General features: G+C 67.4%; 18 protein-coding genes and 1 riboswitch. Of the genes, 11 read left to right on the top strand and 7 right to left on the bottom strand.

The window, feature by feature from the left end:
• The first annotated feature begins 30 nt into the window (after positions 1-30).
• Positions 31-606, top strand: coding sequence for a dCTP deaminase (gene dcd / locus ASG79_RS13925; RefSeq protein WP_018769967.1), 576 nt, complete (start codon positions 31-33; stop codon positions 604-606).
• 99 nt (positions 607-705) lie between these two features.
• On the opposite strand, the gene ASG79_RS13920 is transcribed toward dcd, so the two are convergent.
• From ASG79_RS13920 to ASG79_RS13910, 3 genes are all read right to left on the bottom strand, one after another.
• Entirely contained in the window at positions 706-1,887 is a 1,182-nt protein-coding gene (locus ASG79_RS13920) for a cation:proton antiporter (RefSeq protein ID WP_056391935.1), read from the bottom strand.
• A 5-nt stretch (positions 1,888-1,892) separates the two neighbouring features.
• Complete coding sequence (locus tag ASG79_RS13915) at positions 1,893-2,375, bottom strand: cation:proton antiporter regulatory subunit (RefSeq protein ID WP_018769969.1); 483 nt, start codon at positions 2,373-2,375, stop codon at positions 1,893-1,895.
• A 64-nt stretch (positions 2,376-2,439) separates the two neighbouring features.
• Positions 2,440-3,843: an MFS transporter gene (locus ASG79_RS13910; protein ID WP_056391932.1), complete on the bottom strand. Its 1,404-nt coding sequence runs from the start codon at positions 3,841-3,843 to the stop codon at positions 2,440-2,442.
• A 194-nt stretch (positions 3,844-4,037) separates the two neighbouring features.
• On the opposite strand from ASG79_RS13910, the gene ASG79_RS13905 reads away from it, so the two are divergent.
• The 6 genes from ASG79_RS13905 to mnhG are packed head-to-tail and all read left to right on the top strand — an operon-like array spanning position 4,038 to position 10,535.
• Complete coding sequence (locus tag ASG79_RS13905) at positions 4,038-7,124, top strand: Na+/H+ antiporter subunit A (RefSeq protein ID WP_056391930.1); 3,087 nt, start codon at positions 4,038-4,040, stop codon at positions 7,122-7,124.
• The gene (locus ASG79_RS13900) at positions 7,121-7,726 is read left to right on the top strand and encodes a Na(+)/H(+) antiporter subunit C (protein ID WP_018769972.1); all 606 of its coding nucleotides are present in this window, start codon (positions 7,121-7,123) and stop codon (positions 7,724-7,726) included. Before ASG79_RS13905 ends, ASG79_RS13900 begins: the two co-directional genes overlap by 4 nt.
• The gene (locus ASG79_RS13895) at positions 7,723-9,324 is read left to right on the top strand and encodes a Na+/H+ antiporter subunit D (protein WP_018769973.1); all 1,602 of its coding nucleotides are present in this window, start codon (positions 7,723-7,725) and stop codon (positions 9,322-9,324) included. Before ASG79_RS13900 ends, ASG79_RS13895 begins: the two co-directional genes overlap by 4 nt.
• Entirely contained in the window at positions 9,321-9,866 is a 546-nt protein-coding gene (locus ASG79_RS13890; RefSeq protein WP_018769974.1) for a Na+/H+ antiporter subunit E, read from the top strand. The genes ASG79_RS13895 and ASG79_RS13890 overlap by 4 nt, the downstream gene beginning before the upstream one ends.
• Positions 9,866-10,141, top strand: coding sequence for a monovalent cation/H+ antiporter complex subunit F (locus ASG79_RS13885; RefSeq protein ID WP_200953182.1), 276 nt, complete (start codon positions 9,866-9,868; stop codon positions 10,139-10,141). Before ASG79_RS13890 ends, ASG79_RS13885 begins: the two co-directional genes overlap by 1 nt.
• Complete coding sequence (mnhG, locus tag ASG79_RS13880) at positions 10,131-10,535, top strand: monovalent cation/H(+) antiporter subunit G (protein ID WP_018769976.1); 405 nt, start codon at positions 10,131-10,133, stop codon at positions 10,533-10,535. The genes ASG79_RS13885 and mnhG overlap by 11 nt, the downstream gene beginning before the upstream one ends.
• 9 nt (positions 10,536-10,544) lie before the next feature.
• On the opposite strand, the gene ASG79_RS13875 is transcribed toward mnhG, so the two are convergent.
• From ASG79_RS13875 to ASG79_RS13860, 4 genes are all read right to left on the bottom strand, one after another.
• Positions 10,545-10,808, bottom strand: coding sequence for a DUF4235 domain-containing protein (locus ASG79_RS13875; protein ID WP_018769977.1), 264 nt, complete (start codon positions 10,806-10,808; stop codon positions 10,545-10,547).
• 119 nt (positions 10,809-10,927) lie between these two features.
• The gene (locus ASG79_RS13870; RefSeq protein WP_056391927.1) at positions 10,928-11,143 is read right to left on the bottom strand and encodes a CDGSH iron-sulfur domain-containing protein; all 216 of its coding nucleotides are present in this window, start codon (positions 11,141-11,143) and stop codon (positions 10,928-10,930) included.
• A 55-nt stretch (positions 11,144-11,198) separates the two neighbouring features.
• On the bottom strand, positions 11,199-12,251 hold the full coding sequence (locus ASG79_RS13865) for an iron-containing redox enzyme family protein (protein ID WP_056391925.1): 1,053 nt from the start codon (positions 12,249-12,251) through the stop codon (positions 11,199-11,201).
• Positions 12,252-12,411: 160 nt separating this feature from the next.
• Positions 12,412-12,954 (bottom strand): heme-degrading domain-containing protein, encoded by a 543-nt coding sequence (locus tag ASG79_RS13860; protein WP_082581760.1) that lies wholly within the window; start codon positions 12,952-12,954, stop codon positions 12,412-12,414.
• 85 nt (positions 12,955-13,039) lie between these two features.
• A riboswitch (TPP riboswitch) is annotated at positions 13,040-13,180 on the top strand.
• A 66-nt stretch (positions 13,181-13,246) separates the two neighbouring features.
• Between ASG79_RS13860 and ASG79_RS13855 the strand changes: the two genes are divergently transcribed.
• The 4 genes from ASG79_RS13855 to ASG79_RS13840 all read left to right on the top strand — a co-directional run bounded on the left by ASG79_RS13855 (position 13,247) and on the right by ASG79_RS13840 (position 17,858).
• Positions 13,247-13,870: an ECF transporter S component gene (locus ASG79_RS13855; protein WP_018769981.1), complete on the top strand. Its 624-nt coding sequence runs from the start codon at positions 13,247-13,249 to the stop codon at positions 13,868-13,870.
• Positions 13,870-15,420, top strand: coding sequence for an ABC transporter ATP-binding protein (locus ASG79_RS13850; protein ID WP_056391924.1), 1,551 nt, complete (start codon positions 13,870-13,872; stop codon positions 15,418-15,420). The genes ASG79_RS13855 and ASG79_RS13850 overlap by 1 nt, the downstream gene beginning before the upstream one ends.
• Entirely contained in the window at positions 15,417-16,217 is an 801-nt protein-coding gene (locus ASG79_RS13845; RefSeq protein ID WP_056391922.1) for an energy-coupling factor transporter transmembrane component T family protein, read from the top strand. Before ASG79_RS13850 ends, ASG79_RS13845 begins: the two co-directional genes overlap by 4 nt.
• Positions 16,218-16,334: 117 nt before the next feature.
• Positions 16,335-17,858: a UDP-N-acetylglucosamine 1-carboxyvinyltransferase gene (locus ASG79_RS13840; protein WP_056391920.1), complete on the top strand. Its 1,524-nt coding sequence runs from the start codon at positions 16,335-16,337 to the stop codon at positions 17,856-17,858.
• Positions 17,859-17,923 lie beyond the last annotated feature (65 nt).

The raw sequence follows: 17,923 nt of genomic DNA, 5'->3' as shown, positions 1-17,923 counted from the left end.
TGTGGATAACCGATACGGTAATTTGGGACGGTGCTGATCTCTGACCGCGACATTCGTGCCGAAATTGATTCCCAGCGGATCGTGCTGGAACCGTTCGATCCTGCGATGGTCCAGCCGTCGTCCGTGGATGTCCGGATCGACAAGTTCTTCCGCCTGTTCGACAACCACAAGTACGCGCACATCGATCCCGCGCAGGAGCAGCCTGAGCTGACGAGGTTGGTGGAAGTGGAGCAGGACGAGGCCTTTATCCTGCACCCGGGGGAGTTCGTCCTGGGTTCCACCTATGAAACCGTGACGCTGCCCGACGACATCGCGGCCCGCCTGGAAGGCAAATCATCCCTGGGCCGCCTGGGCCTGCTCACGCACTCCACCGCAGGTTTCATCGACCCCGGATTTTCCGGCCACGTCACCCTGGAGCTGTCCAACATGGCCACGCTGCCCATCAAGCTGTGGCCGGGGATGAAGATCGGGCAGCTGTGCTTCTTCCGGCTCAGCTCGGCCGCGGAATACCCCTACGGCCAGGGCGAATACGGCAACCGGTACCAGGGCCAGCGCGGCCCGACCGCAAGCCGCAGCCACCTCAACTTCCACCGCACCAGCATTTAGCCGCACCAGCATTTAGCCGCACCAGCATTTAGCCGCACCAGCGTTCAGCTGCGGCAGTGTCCGGCAGAACCGGCACGGACGCCGGCGCGCCCCCAACGCCTAGAGCTGCGGGGCGACGGCCGGCCTCCGGATAAACGGCCTGGCCAGCGGTTCCACGTAACGTGCGGCCAGCGGGCCCAGCACCCCCATCAGCAGCACGTAGGCCGTAGCCAGCGCCGCCAGCTCGCGCGGGACCACTCCCGATGCAACGGCCAGGCCGGCGATCACGATGGAGAATTCGCCGCGGGCCACGAGCGCGGCGCCGGCGCGGAACCGGCCGGGCCTGGCGATGCCGGCGCGTTTGGCGGCCCAAATCCCGGTGGCCATCTTGGTGGCGGTGGTGGCCGCAGCAAGTACCAGGGCCCAGCCAAGGACCGGGGGAATGGATGACGGGTCCGTGTTGAGTCCGAACGCCACAAAGAAGATGGCGGCAAACAGGTCGCGCAGGGGTTCAAGGATCCGGGTGGCGTTGTGGGCCGTGGAACCCGAGATCGCGATGCCCAGCATGAAGGCCCCCACCGCGGCGGAGACCTGCATTGCCGATGCCGCCCCCGCCACCAGCAGGGCGGCCCCCAGGACGTTGAGCAGGAAGACTTCGGAATTCTCGCTGTGCACTGCCTTGGAAACATGGTGCCCGTGCCGCAGCGCCACCATGAGGACCATGGTGACCACCGCCAGGGCGATGCCCACCGCGGTGAGCCCGCCCAGGAAACTTACTCCCGCGAGCGTTGCCGTGAGGATGGGCAGGTAGACGGCCATGGCCAGGTCCTCGAACACCAGGATGGACAGCACCACTGGTGTCTCGCGGTTTCCCAGCCGGCCGAGGTCGGTGATGACCTTGGCGGCGATGCCGGATGAGGATATGTACGTGACGCCGCCCATGACCATGGCGCCCACGCCGCCCCAGCCCAGGAGCAGGGCCAGTCCCGCGCCGGGCAGGAAGTTAAGGACCAGGTCCAGGACGCCGGCCTGCCACGAGCGCCGCAGGCCGGTGAAGAGCTCAGACGCCGTATATTCCAGTCCGAGCATAAGCAGCAGCAGGATGACACCGATCTCGCCGGAGAGATGCGCGAACTCGTGCATGCCTTCCAGCTTGACGATGCCGCCCGCACCAAAAGCCAATCCGCCCAGCAGGTAGAGCGGGATGGGCGACATTCCGATCCGTCCGGCCAGCCTGGCCAACAGCCCCAGGCAGAACACAACGGCCCCCAGTTCAATGAGGGTCAGGGCCAACGGGTCCATAGGGCTTAGCCGTGGCGCAGGATATCGGCCGCTGAGTCGAGGCCTTCCTGGGTACCCACAGCCACCAGCAGGTCGCCGGGGTGCAGCACGACGTCGGGACCCGGCGACGGCAGCACCTCGCCCTCGCGCATGATGGCCACGATCGACACGCCGCAGCGGGTGCGGATGCAGGCCTTGCCCATGGGCTGGTTCTGGAACGGGGAGTCCGCGGCGATGGAGAACTGCCGGGTGACAATCCCGGGAACGTCCTTGTGCTCTTCCGCGAGCTTCATTGCCAGGTGCGTGCCGCCGAGGAGGTTGCCCAGGGTGGCGGCTTCGTCGCTGGTGAGCGGAATGGAAGCCTGGCAGGTGTCGGGGTCGTCCCAGGTGGAAACGATGAGTTCCGTCTGGCCTTCCCGCCGCTCCACGACACCGATGCGGCGTCCGGAGGCGGTCATGAAATCCTTCCGGCGGCCCAGGCCGGGAAGGTTGGTTTCGTCCACGTTCATAGGTCAAGCCTAGTCTGCCTGGCAACACTTGGCCGGGGCCTGGAACGTTGCCCGGAAGGTGTTTTCAGGCGGCGGGGACCACGGCGATGGGTGCCTTGGCCGGCGACTTCACCGGCAGCAGCACCAGGAGCCCTGCCAGGAGGACCACCATGATGCCCAGGATCCCCCACCGCTGTGCCTGCCCGGCCGGCACCAGGGGGGTGGCCACGGTGATGCAGAGGGTGAACAGCGCCGGCGCCAGGAAGCTGACGGCCCGTCCGGTGGTGGCGTAGAGGCCGAACAGCTCCCCGGATTCGCCGTGCGGCGCGAGCCGGGCCAGGTATGCGCGGGATGAGGACTGGGCAGGCCCGACGAACAGGCAGAGGAAGAGCCCGAATACCCAGAACGTGGTGGTCCCGGCCCACTGCATGCCGAAGAAGACATAGTCCCCGTTGCCCAGGGCCAGGATCGCCGACCCGGCGACCAGGAGGCCTGCCAGGGACCCGGCGATGACAGCCTTGGGGCCCACCTTGTCGTCCAGGAATCCGCCAATGACCGCCCCGACGGCAGCCACCACGTTTCCGAAAATGGCGAAGAAAATCACCTGGGACAGGGCAAAGCCGAAGGTACCGGCAGCGATGATGCCGCCAAACGTGAAGACGGCGGCCAGTCCGTCACGGAACACGGCACTGGCCAGCAGGAAGTAGATGGTGTGCGGGCTGGTGGCATAGATCGCCTTGATGCGCCGGAACAGCAGTCCGTAGCTGGCAAAAAAACCCAGACGGCCCGCCTGGGCGGACCGGGGCAGTTCGGGGACGGCAAACAGGACGGGGAGGGCGAAGACGAAGAACCACAGGGCGGAGAAGACGGCAACGAGCCTGATGTTGAGGCTGTCCCGGGTGGACGCGCCGAACCAGTCAAAGGCCGGCTGGACGAACAGCTGCAGGACGATCAGGAGTGCCACGATGCCGCCAAGATAGCCGGCTGCCCAACCCAGGCCGCTGACCTTTCCGATGTTTTGCGGCGTGGAGACCTGGGCCAGCATGGCGTTGTAGTTCACGCCTGCAAATTCAAAGAACACGTTGCCCAGGGCGATCAGCGATACCCCGAGGAGCAGGAATTCCGGGCGGGGGAATACGAAGAAGCACAGGGCCGTCAGGATGGCGACGGCGGCCGAATTGACTCCCAGCAACAGCTTCCGCCGGCCCCCCGCGTCCGAACGCTGGCCCGTGACGGGCGCCAGCAGGGCGATGGCGAACCCGGCAACGGCAAGTGCGGCGCCCAGGACCGCAGAGGCACTGTCCTCGCCGCCGAAAGCGTTGGACGTCAGGTAGACGGTGAAGACAAAGGTGGTCATCACTGCGTTGAAGGCCGCCGAGCCCCAGTCCCAGGAAGCCCAGGCCAGTACGCGGCCCTTGCTGGAGTTCCGGGTTCCGGCTTCGAGTTCCGAGGCAGGCTGCATTGCTCCCGGAGCGCTGGCGCTGTTCATACGATGCATCGTATCCGCCGGTGGCGAACACCCTTGGGACCACGGGCCTTTGACGGCGGGGTTCCGCCGTCGGTGGCGCCGCTGACGGGGGAAGACACCCGACGGGCCTTGATAAACTGAGCCCTCCCGGACCTTACTTTTTGCCGCCTGCTCCAACTTTTGACAATCGAATTCCTGACGTTGCGGAGAATACAGTGATCACAGTCCTTGCCGTGCACTTTTCGGTGGCTGTCCTCGCGCCCTTCCTCTTCAGGCTCTGGGGCCGCAACGCCTTTTACGCGCTGGCTGCCGTTCCGGCTGCTTCCTTCGGCTGGCTGGTGTTCCAGCACGGTCCCGTCTACTCAGGGTCAGGGTCAGGAGCCGTCACCGAGGCCTGGGACTGGATCCCCAGCCTCCACCTGGAATTCGCCTTCCGCATGGACGCACTGGCTTGGGTGATGTCACTGCTGGTGCTTGGCGTCGGCGCCCTGGTGCTGGTTTATTGCGCCCGGTACTTCAAACGGAAAGACCAGGACCTCGGCCCGTTCGGCGCCCAGCTGCTGGCCTTCGCCGGTGCCATGTTCGGGCTGGTCACCGCCGATGACCTGCTGCTGCTGTTCATCTTCTGGGAACTGACCACCATCCTGTCCTACCTGCTGATCGGCTTCGCCCGGACCAGGCTTGCCGCCCGCCGGTCCGCCCTCCAGGCACTGATGGTCACCACTGCCGGCGGCCTGGCCATGCTGGTGGGCCTGATCATGCTGGGCTACACCGCCGGCACGTACCGTATCTCCAGCATCCTGGAGCAGGCTTCCACACTGGCGTCCGGACCGTCCGGCGCCGTGGTGGGTGCCGCCGTCGTGCTCATCCTGGTGGGTGCCATCACCAAGTCCGCGCTGGTCCCGTTCCACTTCTGGCTCCCCGGCGCCATGGCCGCGCCCACCCCCGTCAGCGCCTACCTGCATGCCGCCGCCATGGTGAAGGCCGGCATCTACCTGGTGGCGCGCCTCGCTCCGGGATTCTCCGCGACGGCCTACTGGCAGCCCGTGGTCCTGGGCCTGGGCCTGGCCACCATGCTGGTGGGCGGCTACCGGGCACTGCGGCAGACCGACATCAAGCTGATCCTCGCGTACGGCACCGTCAGCCAGCTGGGCTTCCTCACCATGACGGTGGGCCTGGGAACGCCCGACGCCGCGCTGTCGGGCCTTGCCATGCTGCTGGCCCACGGCCTCTTCAAGGCCACGCTCTTCCTGGTGGTGGGCATCATCGATCACCAGTCCGGAACCCGCGACGTGCGCAAGCTGTCAGGGGTCTTCCGTTCCTCCCGTGCGCTGGGCATCGTGGCCGGCATCGGTGCCGCGTCCATGGCGGGCGTTCCGCTGCTGGCCGGCTTCGTCGCCAAGGAATCCGTGCTGGAGGCGTTAGTGCACCACGCCGCGGACCCGCACTCCGGACCGTGGGGCACGGTGGTCCTGGCTGGGCTGGTGGTGGGGTCAATCCTCACGTTCGCCTACAGCGCCCGCTTCATGTGGGGTGCCTTCGCGGTCAAACCCGGCGTGGACCCCATCCCCTTCAAAGCCATCCGGCCCTCCTTCCTCGCCGCCCCTGCCGTCCTCAGCGTCCTGACCATCGTGTACGGGCTCTGGCCCGTGCCGGTGGAGGCCTGGATCCAGCCGTACGCGGCGCTGTTCGCTTCCACAGCGCCCGACGCCGGCACTCCGGCCGCGCAGGCGGGCCACCTTGCGCTGTGGCACGGACTGACCCCGGCGCTTGGGCTGACGGCCGTCACCTTCGTGCTTGGCGCGGCCATGTATCTTGGCCGCAACGCGGTGGCCCGCGTCCAGTCCCTGGTCCCGGCCTGGGTGGACGGCGACCGTGCCTACCAGCTGACCATCGGCGCCCTGGACGACGTGGCCGTCTGGATCACCGGCCGGACCCAGCGCGGCTCACTGTACTTCTACCTTGCCGTGATCCTCAGCGTGGCGTTCGTCCTGCCGCTCACGGCCATCCTCCTGGGTGGCAACCCCCTGCCGCAGAACGTCTACCTGGTGGATCCCAACTCCCCGCTGCAGCTTGTGGCCGGGGTGGGCATCGTGATCGGCGCCCTGGCCGCCGTCAAGGCGAACAAACGCTTCCTCGCTGTGCTGATGGTCTCCGTGACCGGGTACGGCATCGCCCTGGTGTTCGCCCTGCAGGGCGCTCCGGACCTGGCGCTGACCCAGATGCTGGTGGAGACCATCATCCTGGTGGCGTTCGTCCTTGCCATGCGCAGCCTCCCGCCGGAACTGCGGGACCGCACAGGCGGCAAATACCGGGTGGTGCGCGTCATCATCGGTTTGGGTTTCGGCGCCACCATGGTGTTCGCGGCCATTTTCGCCATGGGCGCCCGGACCGCCCTGCCCGTATCACTGCAGTTCCCGCAGCTTGCCTACGAGGGCGGCGGCGGCCTGAACGTGGTCAACGTGACCCTGGTGGATATCCGCGCCTGGGACACCTTCGGCGAGATCAGCGTCCTTGCGCTTGCCGCCACCGGCGTCGCCAGCCTGATCTTCGTACGCGGGCGCGGCGACCGGCTGCAGCGGTCCGCATCCGTTGCCGAGGGCACGGTGGGACGGTCCCACGGCGTGGATCCCGGCTCCCGCGACGGCGCGGCACTGGCCATCAGCCGCAGGTTCGCAGCCGCAGCCCGCGATCCCTGGATCGTCGCGGGCCGCACCCTGGCCCCCGAACGGCGCTCCATCATCTTCGAAGTGGTCACCCGGCTGCTCTTCCACTCGATGATCATCTTCTCGCTCTACCTGCTGCTGGCCGGCCACAACCTGCCGGGCGGCGGTTTCGCCGGCGGCCTCACCGCCGGCCTGGCGCTGACTATCCGCTACCTGGCAGGCGGACGCTTCGAACTGCGGGAGGCGGCGCCACTGAGCGCCGGCGCGCTGCTGGGCACCGGCCTGGCCCTGGCCGCCGTGTCCGGCGTGGTGCCCCTGCTGCTGGGCGGCCAGGTGTTCCAGTCCGCCATCATCCAGGTGTGGCTGCCCGTCTTCGGGGACATCAAATTCGTCACCTCCACGATCTTCGATATCGGGGTGTACATCGTGGTGGTGGGGCTGGTGCTTGACGTGCTGCGCAGCCTCGGGGCCGAAATTGACGAGCACATGGAGGAACGATCGGCGGCCGCCCCACACCAGGACGAGCCGGACATCGACCGTCCCGGGCAGCCGGAACTGGAGGCTGAACGGGACCTGGAACCCCCGCTGGAGCCCGACACCGTCCCCGCCGAGACCACCGCAAAGGGCCACGCATGAGCGTCAACCTGACCCTGCTGATCGTCATGGGCGCCCTGTATGCCTGCGGCATCTACCTCATCCTGGAACGCAGCCTCACCCGGGTGCTGCTGGGGCTGATGCTCCTGGCCAACGCCACCAACCTGCTGATCCTGGCCACCGGGGGCTATGCAGGACTGGCGCCGCTGTTCGCCAAGGACACCCCGGCACAGGACTACAGCGACCCGCTCCCGCAGGCCCTGATCCTGACCTCGATCGTCATCTCCTTCGCCGTCACGGCGTTCATGCTCGGCATCATCTACCGCACCTGGCTGCTGGCGCGCCAGGACGACATCCAGGACGACCTGGAAGACCGCCGCGTGGCGGCGACCCCCAGCTTCGACGCGGAGGACGACGCCGAAGTTCCGGCGGAAACCTCCGAGTTCCCGCTCACCATGCTGGGATCGGACGGCCGGGACGTCTCAAACCATGCAGCGTCCAACAACAACGCAGATCTGCAAACGGACCAGCCGGTGGCCACGCTTGTGGCCGGCGGCCGGGAGATGCCCGCCGAACACGCTGCCGCGGAGGAAAAGCCCGGCTCACTCAACGTCGACTCCGGCCCGGAAGGAGGCGGAAAGTGAACATCGCAAGCTTTGCCCCGCTCGCCGTCGTACTTCCCATCCTGGGCGCTGCCCTGACCTTCCTGCTGATCCGGCATACCCGGGCCCAGCGCGCGGTGAGCATCGCCCTGCTCTCGCTGACGCTGGCGCTCGAATGCCTCCTGCTGGCATCGGCGTGGAACGGCGGGACCGCTGCCGTGGCCATCGGCGGCTGGCTGCCGCCGTGGGGCATCGTGATGGTGGTGGACCAGTTCTCGTCCCTGATGCTGGTGGTGTCCTCCGCCGTGAGCCTGGCCGTGCTGGTGTATGCCACCGGGCAGGGCATGGCCGACGGCGACCAGGACGCCCCGGTCTCGATCTTCCACCCCACCTACCTGATCCTGGTGGCGGGGGTGTCCAACGCGTTCCTGTCCGGGGACCTTTTCAACCTATACGTGGGCTTCGAGATCCTGCTCACGGCAAGCTACGTCCTGATGACGCTGGGCGGCACCGGGCCGCGCATCCGCGCCGGCGTCACCTACGTGGTGGTGTCCGTGGTGTCCTCGGTGCTGTTCCTGATCTCCATAGCCATGGTCTACGGCGCCACCGGAACGGTGAACATGGCGGATCTGGCCATCAAGCTCGGGGACCTGGACCAGGGCACCAGGACCCTGCTGCACGTCATGCTGCTGGTGGCCTTCGGCATCAAGGCCGCCGTCTTCCCCCTGTCCTTCTGGCTCCCTGACTCCTACCCCACGGCGCCGGCCCCCGTCACCGCCGTGTTCGCCGGGCTGCTCACCAAGGTGGGTGTGTACGCGATGGTCCGGACCGAGACCTTGCTGTTCCCCGGGGACACCCTCAACACCCCCCTGATGGTGGCGGCGCTGCTGACCATGGTGGTGGGCATCCTTGGTGCCCTGGCCCAAAGCGACATCAAGCGGCTCCTGTCGTTCACCCTGGTCAGCCACATCGGGTACATGGTGTTCGGCCTGGCCATGTCCTCCGTTGCCGGGCTGGCCGCAGCGGTTTTCTACGTGGCCCACCACATCACCATCCAGACCAGCCTCTTCCTGGTCACCGGCCTGATCGAACGGCGGGGCGGGAGTTCCTCCGTGGACCGGCTGGCCGGCCTGGCCAAACTGTCGCCCATGCTGGCGATGCTGTTCTTCGTTCCGGCCATGAACCTCGCTGGCATCCCGCCCTTCTCGGGGTTCCTCGGCAAGGTGGGCCTGATGCAGGCCGGCGTTGAGCTGGGCACGCCACTGGCCTACGCCCTGGTGATCGGCGGGGTGGTGACGAGCCTCCTGACCCTGCTGGCCGTTGCCAGGGTCTGGAACCGTGCGTTCTGGCGCAGACCCACCGACGCTGAGCATCCGGATCCGGTGCTCCTTGCCAGCCCGGCCCGGGTGTCGGGACCGGGCGCCAAGCTGAACACCGTGACCCTCCTGCCGCGCACCATGGTGGGCCCCACCCTGGGCCTGGTGGCGCTGGGCGTTGCCCTGACCGTCTTTGCCGGGCCGCTGTTCGGGCTCTCGGACCGGGCAGCGCGGGACATGCTGGACCGGACCCCGTACATCCAGTCAGTCCTGGGCCCTGATGTCCCGGTTCCCGCCACGCCTGCCGTGGGAGGTATGCGATGAGCCGCAAACGCATCTCCCTGCGCCAGGAACTGCCTCTCCTGGTCTGGCTGGTGATTGTCTGGGGCGCCCTGTGGCAGGACTTCAGCCCCGGGAACCTCCTCTTCGGTGCCCTGCTGGCAGTGGGCGTGGCCCGGTTGTTCTACCTTCCGCCGGTGGAGCTCAGCGGCCGGTTCAACATCCTTTACGCGGTTCCCTTCGCGCTTGCCTTCGTGGGCAAAGTGGTGGTGGCCAGCGCCCAGGTGCTGTACCTGGCCACGGTCCGCGGCCCCAAGGTGACCAACGCCGTCGTTGCGGTGAGGCTGCGCAGCCACCAGGACCTGATCGTCACCGCCACCGGCCACGTGATCTCCCTGATCCCGGGGTCCCTGGTGGTCGAGGTGGACCGCTCCACATCCACCCTCTACCTGCACGCGCTCAACATCGCCTCCAAGCAGGACGTGGAGGGCCTGCGGAACGAAGTCCGGTCCATCGAGGCCGGCCTGATCCGCATCATGGGCAGCCCGGAGGAACTCGAAGCCGTCCGAATGGAGGCCGCCACGTGATGCATGTTGTCCTGGCTGTTACAGCCGTCATCTTCTCGCTTGCTGCGGCCGGTGCCATCATGCGGATCGCCCGCGGCCCGTCATTGCTGGACCGGGTGCTGGCGGCCGACGTCCTCCTGGCCATCCTGGCCGGAGCCCTGTGCATCGACATGGCCGTGAACCGGCACCTGAACAACCTCATGCCGGTGGTGGCCATTTCCATCATCGGCTTCATCGGGTCCGTCACCGTGGCCCGTTTTGTGGCGGACCGAAGGGTGAAGCCCGATGAATCCTGACTTGTCCGGTCCCGACGGCTGGATCGACGCCGTCTCGGCAGTATTCATGGTGGTGGGGGCGCTCATGTCCCTGGGCGCCGCCATCGGCCTGCTCCGCTTCCCCGACCTGCTGAGCCGCATGCACGCGGCCACCAAACCGCAGGTCCTGGGCCTGTTCCTGCTGCTGGCGGCTATTGGACTGCAGATGCGGACATGGTGGGTATGGCCTGTCCTGGTGGTTGCCTGGATCTTCCAGCTGCTCACCGTACCGGTGTCCGCGCACATGGTGGGCCGCGCGGGGTACCGCACCAAGCACCTGCACCGGGAGCTGCTCACGGCCGACGAGCTGGAGGCCGTGGTGCAAAAAGCCGCCGCCGAGGCTGCCCGGAAAGACAGCCCCGACGGCGGCGGGTAATGCCGGGAGCTAGACGATGTCCTGCGACTTGGCGAAGCGGGTGATGGCGCGCTGGGTGCCGCGGTTGGCCAGGACCTGGATGATGGCGCTGACCGACGCCGAGATCAGCGCGAAGGTCAACGCCGAACGCAGGCTGGTGGGGACATCCTCGTTCTTGCCGGTGGGGGCTTTCTGCCCGGTGGTCTTCTCCCAGATGGTGTTGACCAGCTTGGTGCCGGCCAGGCCTGCGCCGAGGCTCACCCCGGTTCCGAGCAGCTTGATGAAAAGGTTCATTCCTATTACTCCTTGCGGGCGGAAAACGGACTGCCTCCAGCCTAGCCGTACGCCCGTGCCGGTCCGGGCAAGGCCGTGGCGTGCTGCAGGCAGGTTGTTGGACTAAATGGCTTGTTGGACTACTTCGCGGGCGGCTCGGTGCGGAACTTGATCATCTTGTGCGTGCCGTCGCAGTAGGGCTTGATGGCCGAGGCGCCGCAGCGGCACAACGCAACTGTCCTGCGGTCGCGGGGCACCGCGTCCCCGGATGGGGTGACGATCTCGAAATCACCCCTGACGATCAGGGGCCCGTCCGGGCAGACCACGATGGAGCCCGCGGCGGATTCGTGGTCCATGTCCGATCCTGTTCCATGCTGTCCGGGTTTCATGCCTGCACCGCTTTCGTCGTAGTCATGCTGCCGCCGGTACGGCCGCCCGCAGCGATGATGCCCCGGCTTCCCATGAGGACATCAGATGGGCGGACAGCCGGCCGTCGAGGGCCATGGCGGCAGTGGCCCCAAACAGGACGTCCGCGAGGAGTTCCGGCTCGGCTTCGACGAGGCCGCCGGCGAGGTCCCGGCCTGCGATCTGCTCGTGGACGGCGTCGGCCTCCACATGCTCATCGAAGTAGTGGGTGATGTCCGCGCCGAAACCGTGCCGGCGGAATCCGTTGCCGTAGAACCGGTTGGGCTGGGAGGAGGTCATCTCGTAGATCGCCAGGTGGCCGGTGATGGCACCCCGGAGCCGCCGGTTCAGGCCGCACAGCGACATGAGGTTGACGGACGCGAGGGAGACGGCGGGGACGGCATCCACGTACGCGCCGTAGCTGACGTCGAGGCCCAAACCGCGCATGGTCCGGGCGAACAGCGCGCTGTGCATGCGCTCGGGGCGGCCGCCGCCGTATTCATCCGCCTGGATTTCCACCAGGGCCGCCTTGGGCCGTCCGCTGAGCCGCGGAATGGCCCATGTATGCGGGTCGGCTTCCTTCAGCTGGTACATCGACTTGTGGATCAGGAACTCCCGGAGCTGGTCCAGGCCCGCCCTCCTGGCGACGTAGCGGGAGACGCTGGGCCCGGTGTCCGTGGCTGCGAGGCCGAACAGGACGTCGGCGACCTGGTCGCTGGTCAGGGCACCGGCAGGCAGTTCGAAGTCTGCGGCGGCCTGGTGCGCGGCAGCACGGAGGGCTGCCTCAAACGGTGCCTCGACCAGCTGCCGGACCCGGATTAACGCCGGCTCCCACTCCCAGTTGTCGGAGACGCCGGCCAGGCCGGAATAGTGGAGCTCGTAGAGGCAGAAGAGGGCCAGCTGGATGTCCTCGTCGCCGATGATGTCATTAGTGCCGGCCACCTGCCGTGCCGCGAGGTGGTACAGCCCGTCCAGCCCCGTCCCGGCTTCGGCCGGAGCCTGCGCAAGGAGTGCGAACAGGGCGTTGCTGAGGGGGCCTCTGGATTCCGGGATTCTCATGGTGCTCCTTGGTCTGCCGCGCTGGTGACGGGAACGAACGCGGGACCGCCCATGGTGACTCCCATGCCCTGTCCTCCTCGAAACCCGGGAACCAATATAGTAAGCATGATTACTAATAAAAGCTAAGCAGGCTTCCTGTTGGCGGCAGGTCAACCGGCGCCTAATCCCGCAGCGACGACCCCAGGATGTCGCGCAGCGCCTCAACCACCAGGTCATGGTCCTGCAGCTGCGGCAACCCGGAGACGGTCACCGTGGCCACGGCGCCCACGCCGGTGACGTAGATCGGAAAGGCGCCGCCATGGGCTGCATACCGGGATTGATCGAACCAGGCGTTGTCCTCGATCCGGCCGCCGCCCAGCCGGCCGCGAAGCCCCACCAAAAGTGACGGCACCTCGTACCGGGCGGCAGTGCGCTGCTTGGCGCGGATCCAGTGCCCGTTGTCCGGCGTGGCGCCCGGGAGCGCGACGTGGAACAGGACCTGCTCGCCCTTGGTGATGTCGATGGCGATGGGAAGGGACCGCTCCTTGCCCAGCTCCACCAGGAGCAGGCCCAGGTTCAACGCGTCATCCAGCGAAAAGCCGGGGAACTGGAGCTCCCGGACCTCCGCCTCGATGCGGGCGATCGACGCTTCCAGTGACCCCTCCAGCTGGGCGTCGGCGGAATCAGGATCGAATCCGGTCACATCCGGTGGAATGGCGCTCATGGCCCTCAATCTACCCCCGCCAGGTGTAAACTTGACCACGCCCGGAAGGGCAGTTCAAAAAGCCTTACCCATCCAAAAGCACCACTAATAACGACAGGGGAGCGCCGCCGTCGGACATCCTGGCACAAGCCGGGCACCGCAGGTGGGCGCTGAGAGTGCGGACAGCCGCAGACCCTCGAACCTGATCCGGTTAGTACCGGCGCAAGGGAGTCGAGTTCTCAAAGTGCCGCGGCTGCACGGCAACAGCCGTCAGCCGGGTCCACTTTCCCCTCCTGTTTCCCAGGAGGATCACATGAGTACTGCAGCAATCAAGAAGACCACCAGTAAGTCCTGGCGCGTCGTGGACATCGTGGTCGCCGCGCTGGTGGCCATCGCGGGCGGCGTCATTTTCTGGGCGTGGGACCAGGGAGCAGCCGCGCTTTCTGCCCCCATGAATGCCGCCTACCCGCCCCTGACCGGGCTGCTGGCGGGCGGCTGGATGATTCCCGGCGTGCTGGGAATGCTCATCATCCGCAAGCCCGGAGCCGCCCTGTTCTGTGAAACCGTGGCCGCCACCGGGGAACTCCTCATGGGTTCCCAGTACGGTGCCTCGGTCCTCTTCTCCGGCTTCATCCAGGGCCTCGGCGCGGAAATCATCTTCGCCATCTTCGTCTACCGCAAGTTCAACCTGCCCGTCTCCCTGCTGGCAGGCGCCGCGGCTGGATTCTTCTGCGGACTGAATGACTCGTTCGCACCGTGGGGCTGGAACATCGCCTACTCCGGTGCGGACAAGCTGGCGTACATCGTGCTGACCACCCTCTCCGGCGCCATTCTCGCCGGCGCCCTGTCCTGGCTGGCCACGCGCGGCCTGGCGCGTACGGGCGTGCTGAGCTCCTTCGCTTCGCGCAAGGCCGCCACGGAGCCTGTCTTCTCCTGATGGCACCAGCCCAGCGTGACGGCGGCACCGTCCGCCCTGCCGCCGTCACAGCCCGGGGCTGGGGGTGGCGGCATGCCGGCAGGGCCAAGCCTGCCGTCCACGCGCTTGACCTGGACATCAGCCCGGGGGAGCGGGTGCTCCTGCTCGGCCCCTCGGGTGCCGGGAAGTCCACGCTCCTGCATGCGCTCGCAGGGGTGCTGGGGGACATTAACGACGACGGCGGCGAGGCGGGGGACGCCGACGAGTCGGGTTCGCTGCTGGTTGACGGCGCCGTGCCCCGCGCCCAGCGCGGGCGCGCCGGACTTATGCAGCAGGACCCCGAGACGCAGGTGGTCCTGTCGCGGGTGGGGGACGACGTCGCCTTCGGTGCCGAAAACCTTGCCGTCCCACGGGAAGCAATCTGGGCGCGCGTGCACGAGGCGCTTGCCGACGTCGGACTGTCCCACCTGCCGCTGGACCACCCGACGTCGGCCCTGTCCGGCGGGCAAAAGCAGCGCCTGGCGCTGGCCGGCATCCTGGCCATGCGCCCGGGCCTGATCCTCCTGGATGAGCCAACCGCCAACCTGGACCCGGACGGCGTGTTGGAGGTCCGCGATGCCGTGGCGCGGTGCCTGGACAAGACCGGGGCCACGCTGGTGGTGGTGGAGCACCGGGTGTCCGTGTGGAAGGACCTGGTGGACCGGATCGTGGTCCTGCAGCCGGGCTCCGCCGCGGATCCTGCCGTACTCCTGGACGGGCCGCCGGACCAGGTGCTCACGGAGGCGCGGGCCATGCTGGCCGCCGCCGGTGTGTGGGTCCCCGGCTACGTCCCGGCAACCCGTGCCCGGGCGGTGGTCCCGGCCCCCGGCACGGGAAACCTCCTGCTCGCGGCCGAACAGTTGGGAGTCGCCCGCGAACGTCCCCGACGCAAGGGCTTAAGGAAGATTCCGCCGTCACCGGTCCAGGAAGGCCTGGCCGCGCAGGTGCGCGCCGGGCAGGCGCTCGCCGTGACGGGTCCCAACGGCGCCGGTAAGTCCACTTTCGCCCTGACCCTGGCAGGGCTGCTGGAACCGGTGTCCGGAAAGGTCTCCGCCACCATGGACCTGAGCCGCGGTGCCGGCATTGACCCGTACCGGTGGAAGGCGGATCAGCTGATTTCCCGAGTGGGGACGGTGTTCCAGGAGCCGGAGCACCAGTTCGTGACCGGCAAGGTGCTTGACGAACTGCTGTTCGGCCCCCGGCACCTGGGCCACGGCGGGGATCGGGTGGACGAACTGCTGGAGCGGCTGCGGCTCACCGCGCTGGTGGACGCCAACCCCTACACGCTCTCCGGTGGCGAGAAGCGGCGGCTGTCCGTGGCCACCGTCCTTGCCGCCAGCCCGCAGGTCCTGGTCCTGGATGAACCCACGTTCGGGCAGGACGCCAACACCTGGGCCGAGCTGGCGTCCTTCCTGTCCGAGCTCCTGGATGCCGGCACTGCCGTGGTGTCCGTGACCCATGACGCCGAATTCACCCAGGCCTTGGGCGGGGCCGAACTGCGGATGGCCGCGGCGGAAGCGGTGGCGCCATGAGGCAGCAACTCACCCTGGGCGGCAACCATGCCCTCCTGGTCCGCGCCAATCCACTAAGCAAGTTCGCTGCCGTCCTGCTGATCACCGCCGTCCTGGCGCTGTCCATCGACTGGGTTTCGGCGTCCGTGGCCCTGGTCTTTGAGCTTCTGCTGTTTCCCCTGGCCGGGCTCACCCTGTACCTGCTGTGGCAGCGCGGCTGGCCGCTGATCCTCGCCGCTGCCGTGGGTGGCTGGAGCACCTCCATCCTGGCCCCGGACAGCGGCCGGATCCTGCTCGACGCCGGGATCTGGTCCATGAGCGAAGGTTCCCTGCAGCTGGGCATCGGCTTCCTCCTGCGCGGCTTTGCGATCGCCCTTCCGGCCGTGCTCCTGATGAGCTGCACCGATCCCACGGACCTTGCCGACGCGCTGGCGCAGAAGGCGCGACTGCCGCACCGCTTTGTCCTGGGAACGCTCGCCGCGATGCGCCTGGTGGGGCTCATGGCTGAAGAATGGCAGACCATCGGGATGGCCCGGCGTGCGCGCGGCGTGGGTTCGCGCGGCAGCGTGGCCCAGCGGGTGAAGGCCACGCTGGGGCAGAGCTTCGGGCTTTTGGTGCAGGCCATCCGCCGCGCGTCCCGGCTTGCCGTGACCATGGAAGCCCGCGGTTTCGGCGGCGGCAGCCGGACCTGGGCCCGGGAATCCACGTTCAGCGCGCTGGACCTTGGGGTGGTGGCCGGCGGTGTCCTGGTGGCCGGCCTCGCGCTATTTGCTGCCCTGGCCGCCGGGACCTGGAACATGGTGTGGCTGGGCAGTTGATGTTGGCGGTCCGGCCCAGGTGATTCCTATCGCATGCAGTGGGTAGAGGCTTTCCCGGTGCCCCGTACCGGTGGCCGATCAGGGCTCGCGTAACTCATCTATGATATATTTGCGGGTATGACGCAGGAGACCGCTGAGCACGTTGCCGCCATGTTGAGGGATGCCCGGAGCGAGAAGGGCTGGACCCAGGGCCAGTTGGCCGCCGAGCTCGGCACCAGCCAGAGCGCCGTTGCCCGGATGGAGCAGGGCAAGCAGAACCTGAGCCTGAAGATGATCCAGAGGCTGGAGAAGATCTTCGACCGCAGCATCGTCAACGTCGGCAAGCCGCAGATGACGCACCTGCGGGTGGAGGGCGGCCGTACCCTCTCCGGTGCCGTGGATGTCAACAGCAGCAAGAACGCCGGCGTCGCCCTGCTGTGCGCCAGCCTGATTAACCGTGGCACCACCGTGCTCCGCCGGCTGGCACGGATCGAGGAAGTCAACCGCATCGTCGAAGTGCTGACCAGCATCGGCGTCGAGTGCACCTGGCTTAACGACACTGACCTGCGTCTTCGCCGCCCCGCCGTCCTGGACCTGGAAGCCATGGACGTTGACGCGGCGCGCAGGACCCGCAGCGTCATCATGCTGCTGGGTCCCCTTCTGGATGAGTCGCGGGAGTACCGGCTGCCCTACGCCGGCGGCTGCGACCTCGGCACCCGAACTGTGGAACCGCACATGCAGGCGTTGCGCCAGTTTGGGCTTGCCGTGGAAGCCACGGCCGGTTTCTACACGGTCCAGGCTCCGCCGGCGGACGCGCAGGACCGCTCCTTCGTCCTCACCGAACGCGGGGACACCGTCACCGAGAACGCCATCATGGCCGCGGCGCACCGGCCGGGAACCACCGTGATCCGCAACGCCAGCCCCAATTACATGGTGCAGGACCTGTGCTTCTACCTGCAGATGCTGGGCGTCACCATCGAGGGCGTGGGCACCACCACCCTGAAGATCACGGGCCGGCCCGACATTGACGCGGAGATCGAGTACTTCCCCTCCGAGGATCCCATCGAGGCGATGAGCCTCATCACGGCCGGCATCGTCACCAATTCCGAGGTCACGGTGCGGCGGGTGCCCATCGAGTTCATGGAAATCGAGTTGGCCACCTTGGGCCAGATGGGGCAGAAGCTGGAAATTTCGGGCGAGTACATGGCCCGCAACGGCCGCACCCGGCTGGTGGACGTCACCACCAAGCCCTCCGGGCTGCATGCCCCGGAGGACAAGATCCATCCGATGCCGTTCCCCGGGCTGAACATCGACAACCTGCCGTTCTTTGCCGTCATTGCCGCGAACGCCGATGGCCAGACCATGATCCACGACTGGGTCTACGAGAACCGGGCCATTTACCTGACAGAGCTGAACAGGCTTGGGGCGCAGGTGCAGCTACTGGATCCGCACCGGATCTACGTCAACGGGCCCACCAAGTGGCGCGCCGCCGAGGTGGGCTGCCCGCCGGCGCTTCGTCCGGCCGCCTGCCTGCTGCTGGCCATGCTCGCCGCCCGGGGCGTGTCCGAACTGCGGAACATCTACGTGATCGAGCGTGGCTACGAGGACCTGGCGGAACGCCTGAACACCATTGGCGCCAAGGTGGAGTACTTCCAGGACTAGCATTCACGGTTCGTCATGAATCGCCGGGGCCCCTCGAATGCCGGACAAGTATCGCAGAATGTTCG

It is taken from the genome of Arthrobacter sp. Soil761 (assembly GCF_001428325.1).
GTDB lineage: Bacteria > Actinomycetota > Actinomycetes > Actinomycetales > Micrococcaceae > Arthrobacter.
The sequence above is the reverse complement of the archived record's forward strand: the minus strand, read 5'-3'. Positions and strand labels throughout refer to the sequence as shown.

Coding starts and splice junctions, on each gene's coding strand:
- ASG79_RS13920 (WP_056391935.1), bottom strand. CDS start 1,887: ATGGACCCGTTGGCCCTGACCCTCATTGAACTGGGGGCCGTTGTGTTC.
- ASG79_RS13915 (WP_018769969.1), bottom strand. CDS start 2,375: ATGAACGTGGACGAAACCAACCTTCCCGGCCTGGGCCGCCGGAAGGAT.
- ASG79_RS13910 (WP_056391932.1), bottom strand. CDS start 3,843: ATGAACAGCGCCAGCGCTCCGGGAGCAATGCAGCCTGCCTCGGAACTC.
- ASG79_RS13900 (WP_018769972.1), top strand. CDS start 7,121: ATGAGCGTCAACCTGACCCTGCTGATCGTCATGGGCGCCCTGTATGCC.
- ASG79_RS13890 (WP_018769974.1), top strand. CDS start 9,321: ATGAGCCGCAAACGCATCTCCCTGCGCCAGGAACTGCCTCTCCTGGTC.
- ASG79_RS13885 (WP_200953182.1), top strand. CDS start 9,866: ATGCATGTTGTCCTGGCTGTTACAGCCGTCATCTTCTCGCTTGCTGCG.
- mnhG (WP_018769976.1), top strand. CDS start 10,131: ATGAATCCTGACTTGTCCGGTCCCGACGGCTGGATCGACGCCGTCTCG.
- ASG79_RS13875 (WP_018769977.1), bottom strand. CDS start 10,808: ATGAACCTTTTCATCAAGCTGCTCGGAACCGGGGTGAGCCTCGGCGCA.
- ASG79_RS13870 (WP_056391927.1), bottom strand. CDS start 11,143: ATGGACCACGAATCCGCCGCGGGCTCCATCGTGGTCTGCCCGGACGGG.
- ASG79_RS13865 (WP_056391925.1), bottom strand. CDS start 12,251: ATGAGAATCCCGGAATCCAGAGGCCCCCTCAGCAACGCCCTGTTCGCA.
- ASG79_RS13860 (WP_082581760.1), bottom strand. CDS start 12,954: ATGAGCGCCATTCCACCGGATGTGACCGGATTCGATCCTGATTCCGCC.
- ASG79_RS13855 (WP_018769981.1), top strand. CDS start 13,247: ATGAGTACTGCAGCAATCAAGAAGACCACCAGTAAGTCCTGGCGCGTC.
- ASG79_RS13850 (WP_056391924.1), top strand. CDS start 13,870: ATGGCACCAGCCCAGCGTGACGGCGGCACCGTCCGCCCTGCCGCCGTC.
- ASG79_RS13845 (WP_056391922.1), top strand. CDS start 15,417: ATGAGGCAGCAACTCACCCTGGGCGGCAACCATGCCCTCCTGGTCCGC.
- ASG79_RS13840 (WP_056391920.1), top strand. CDS start 16,335: ATGACGCAGGAGACCGCTGAGCACGTTGCCGCCATGTTGAGGGATGCC.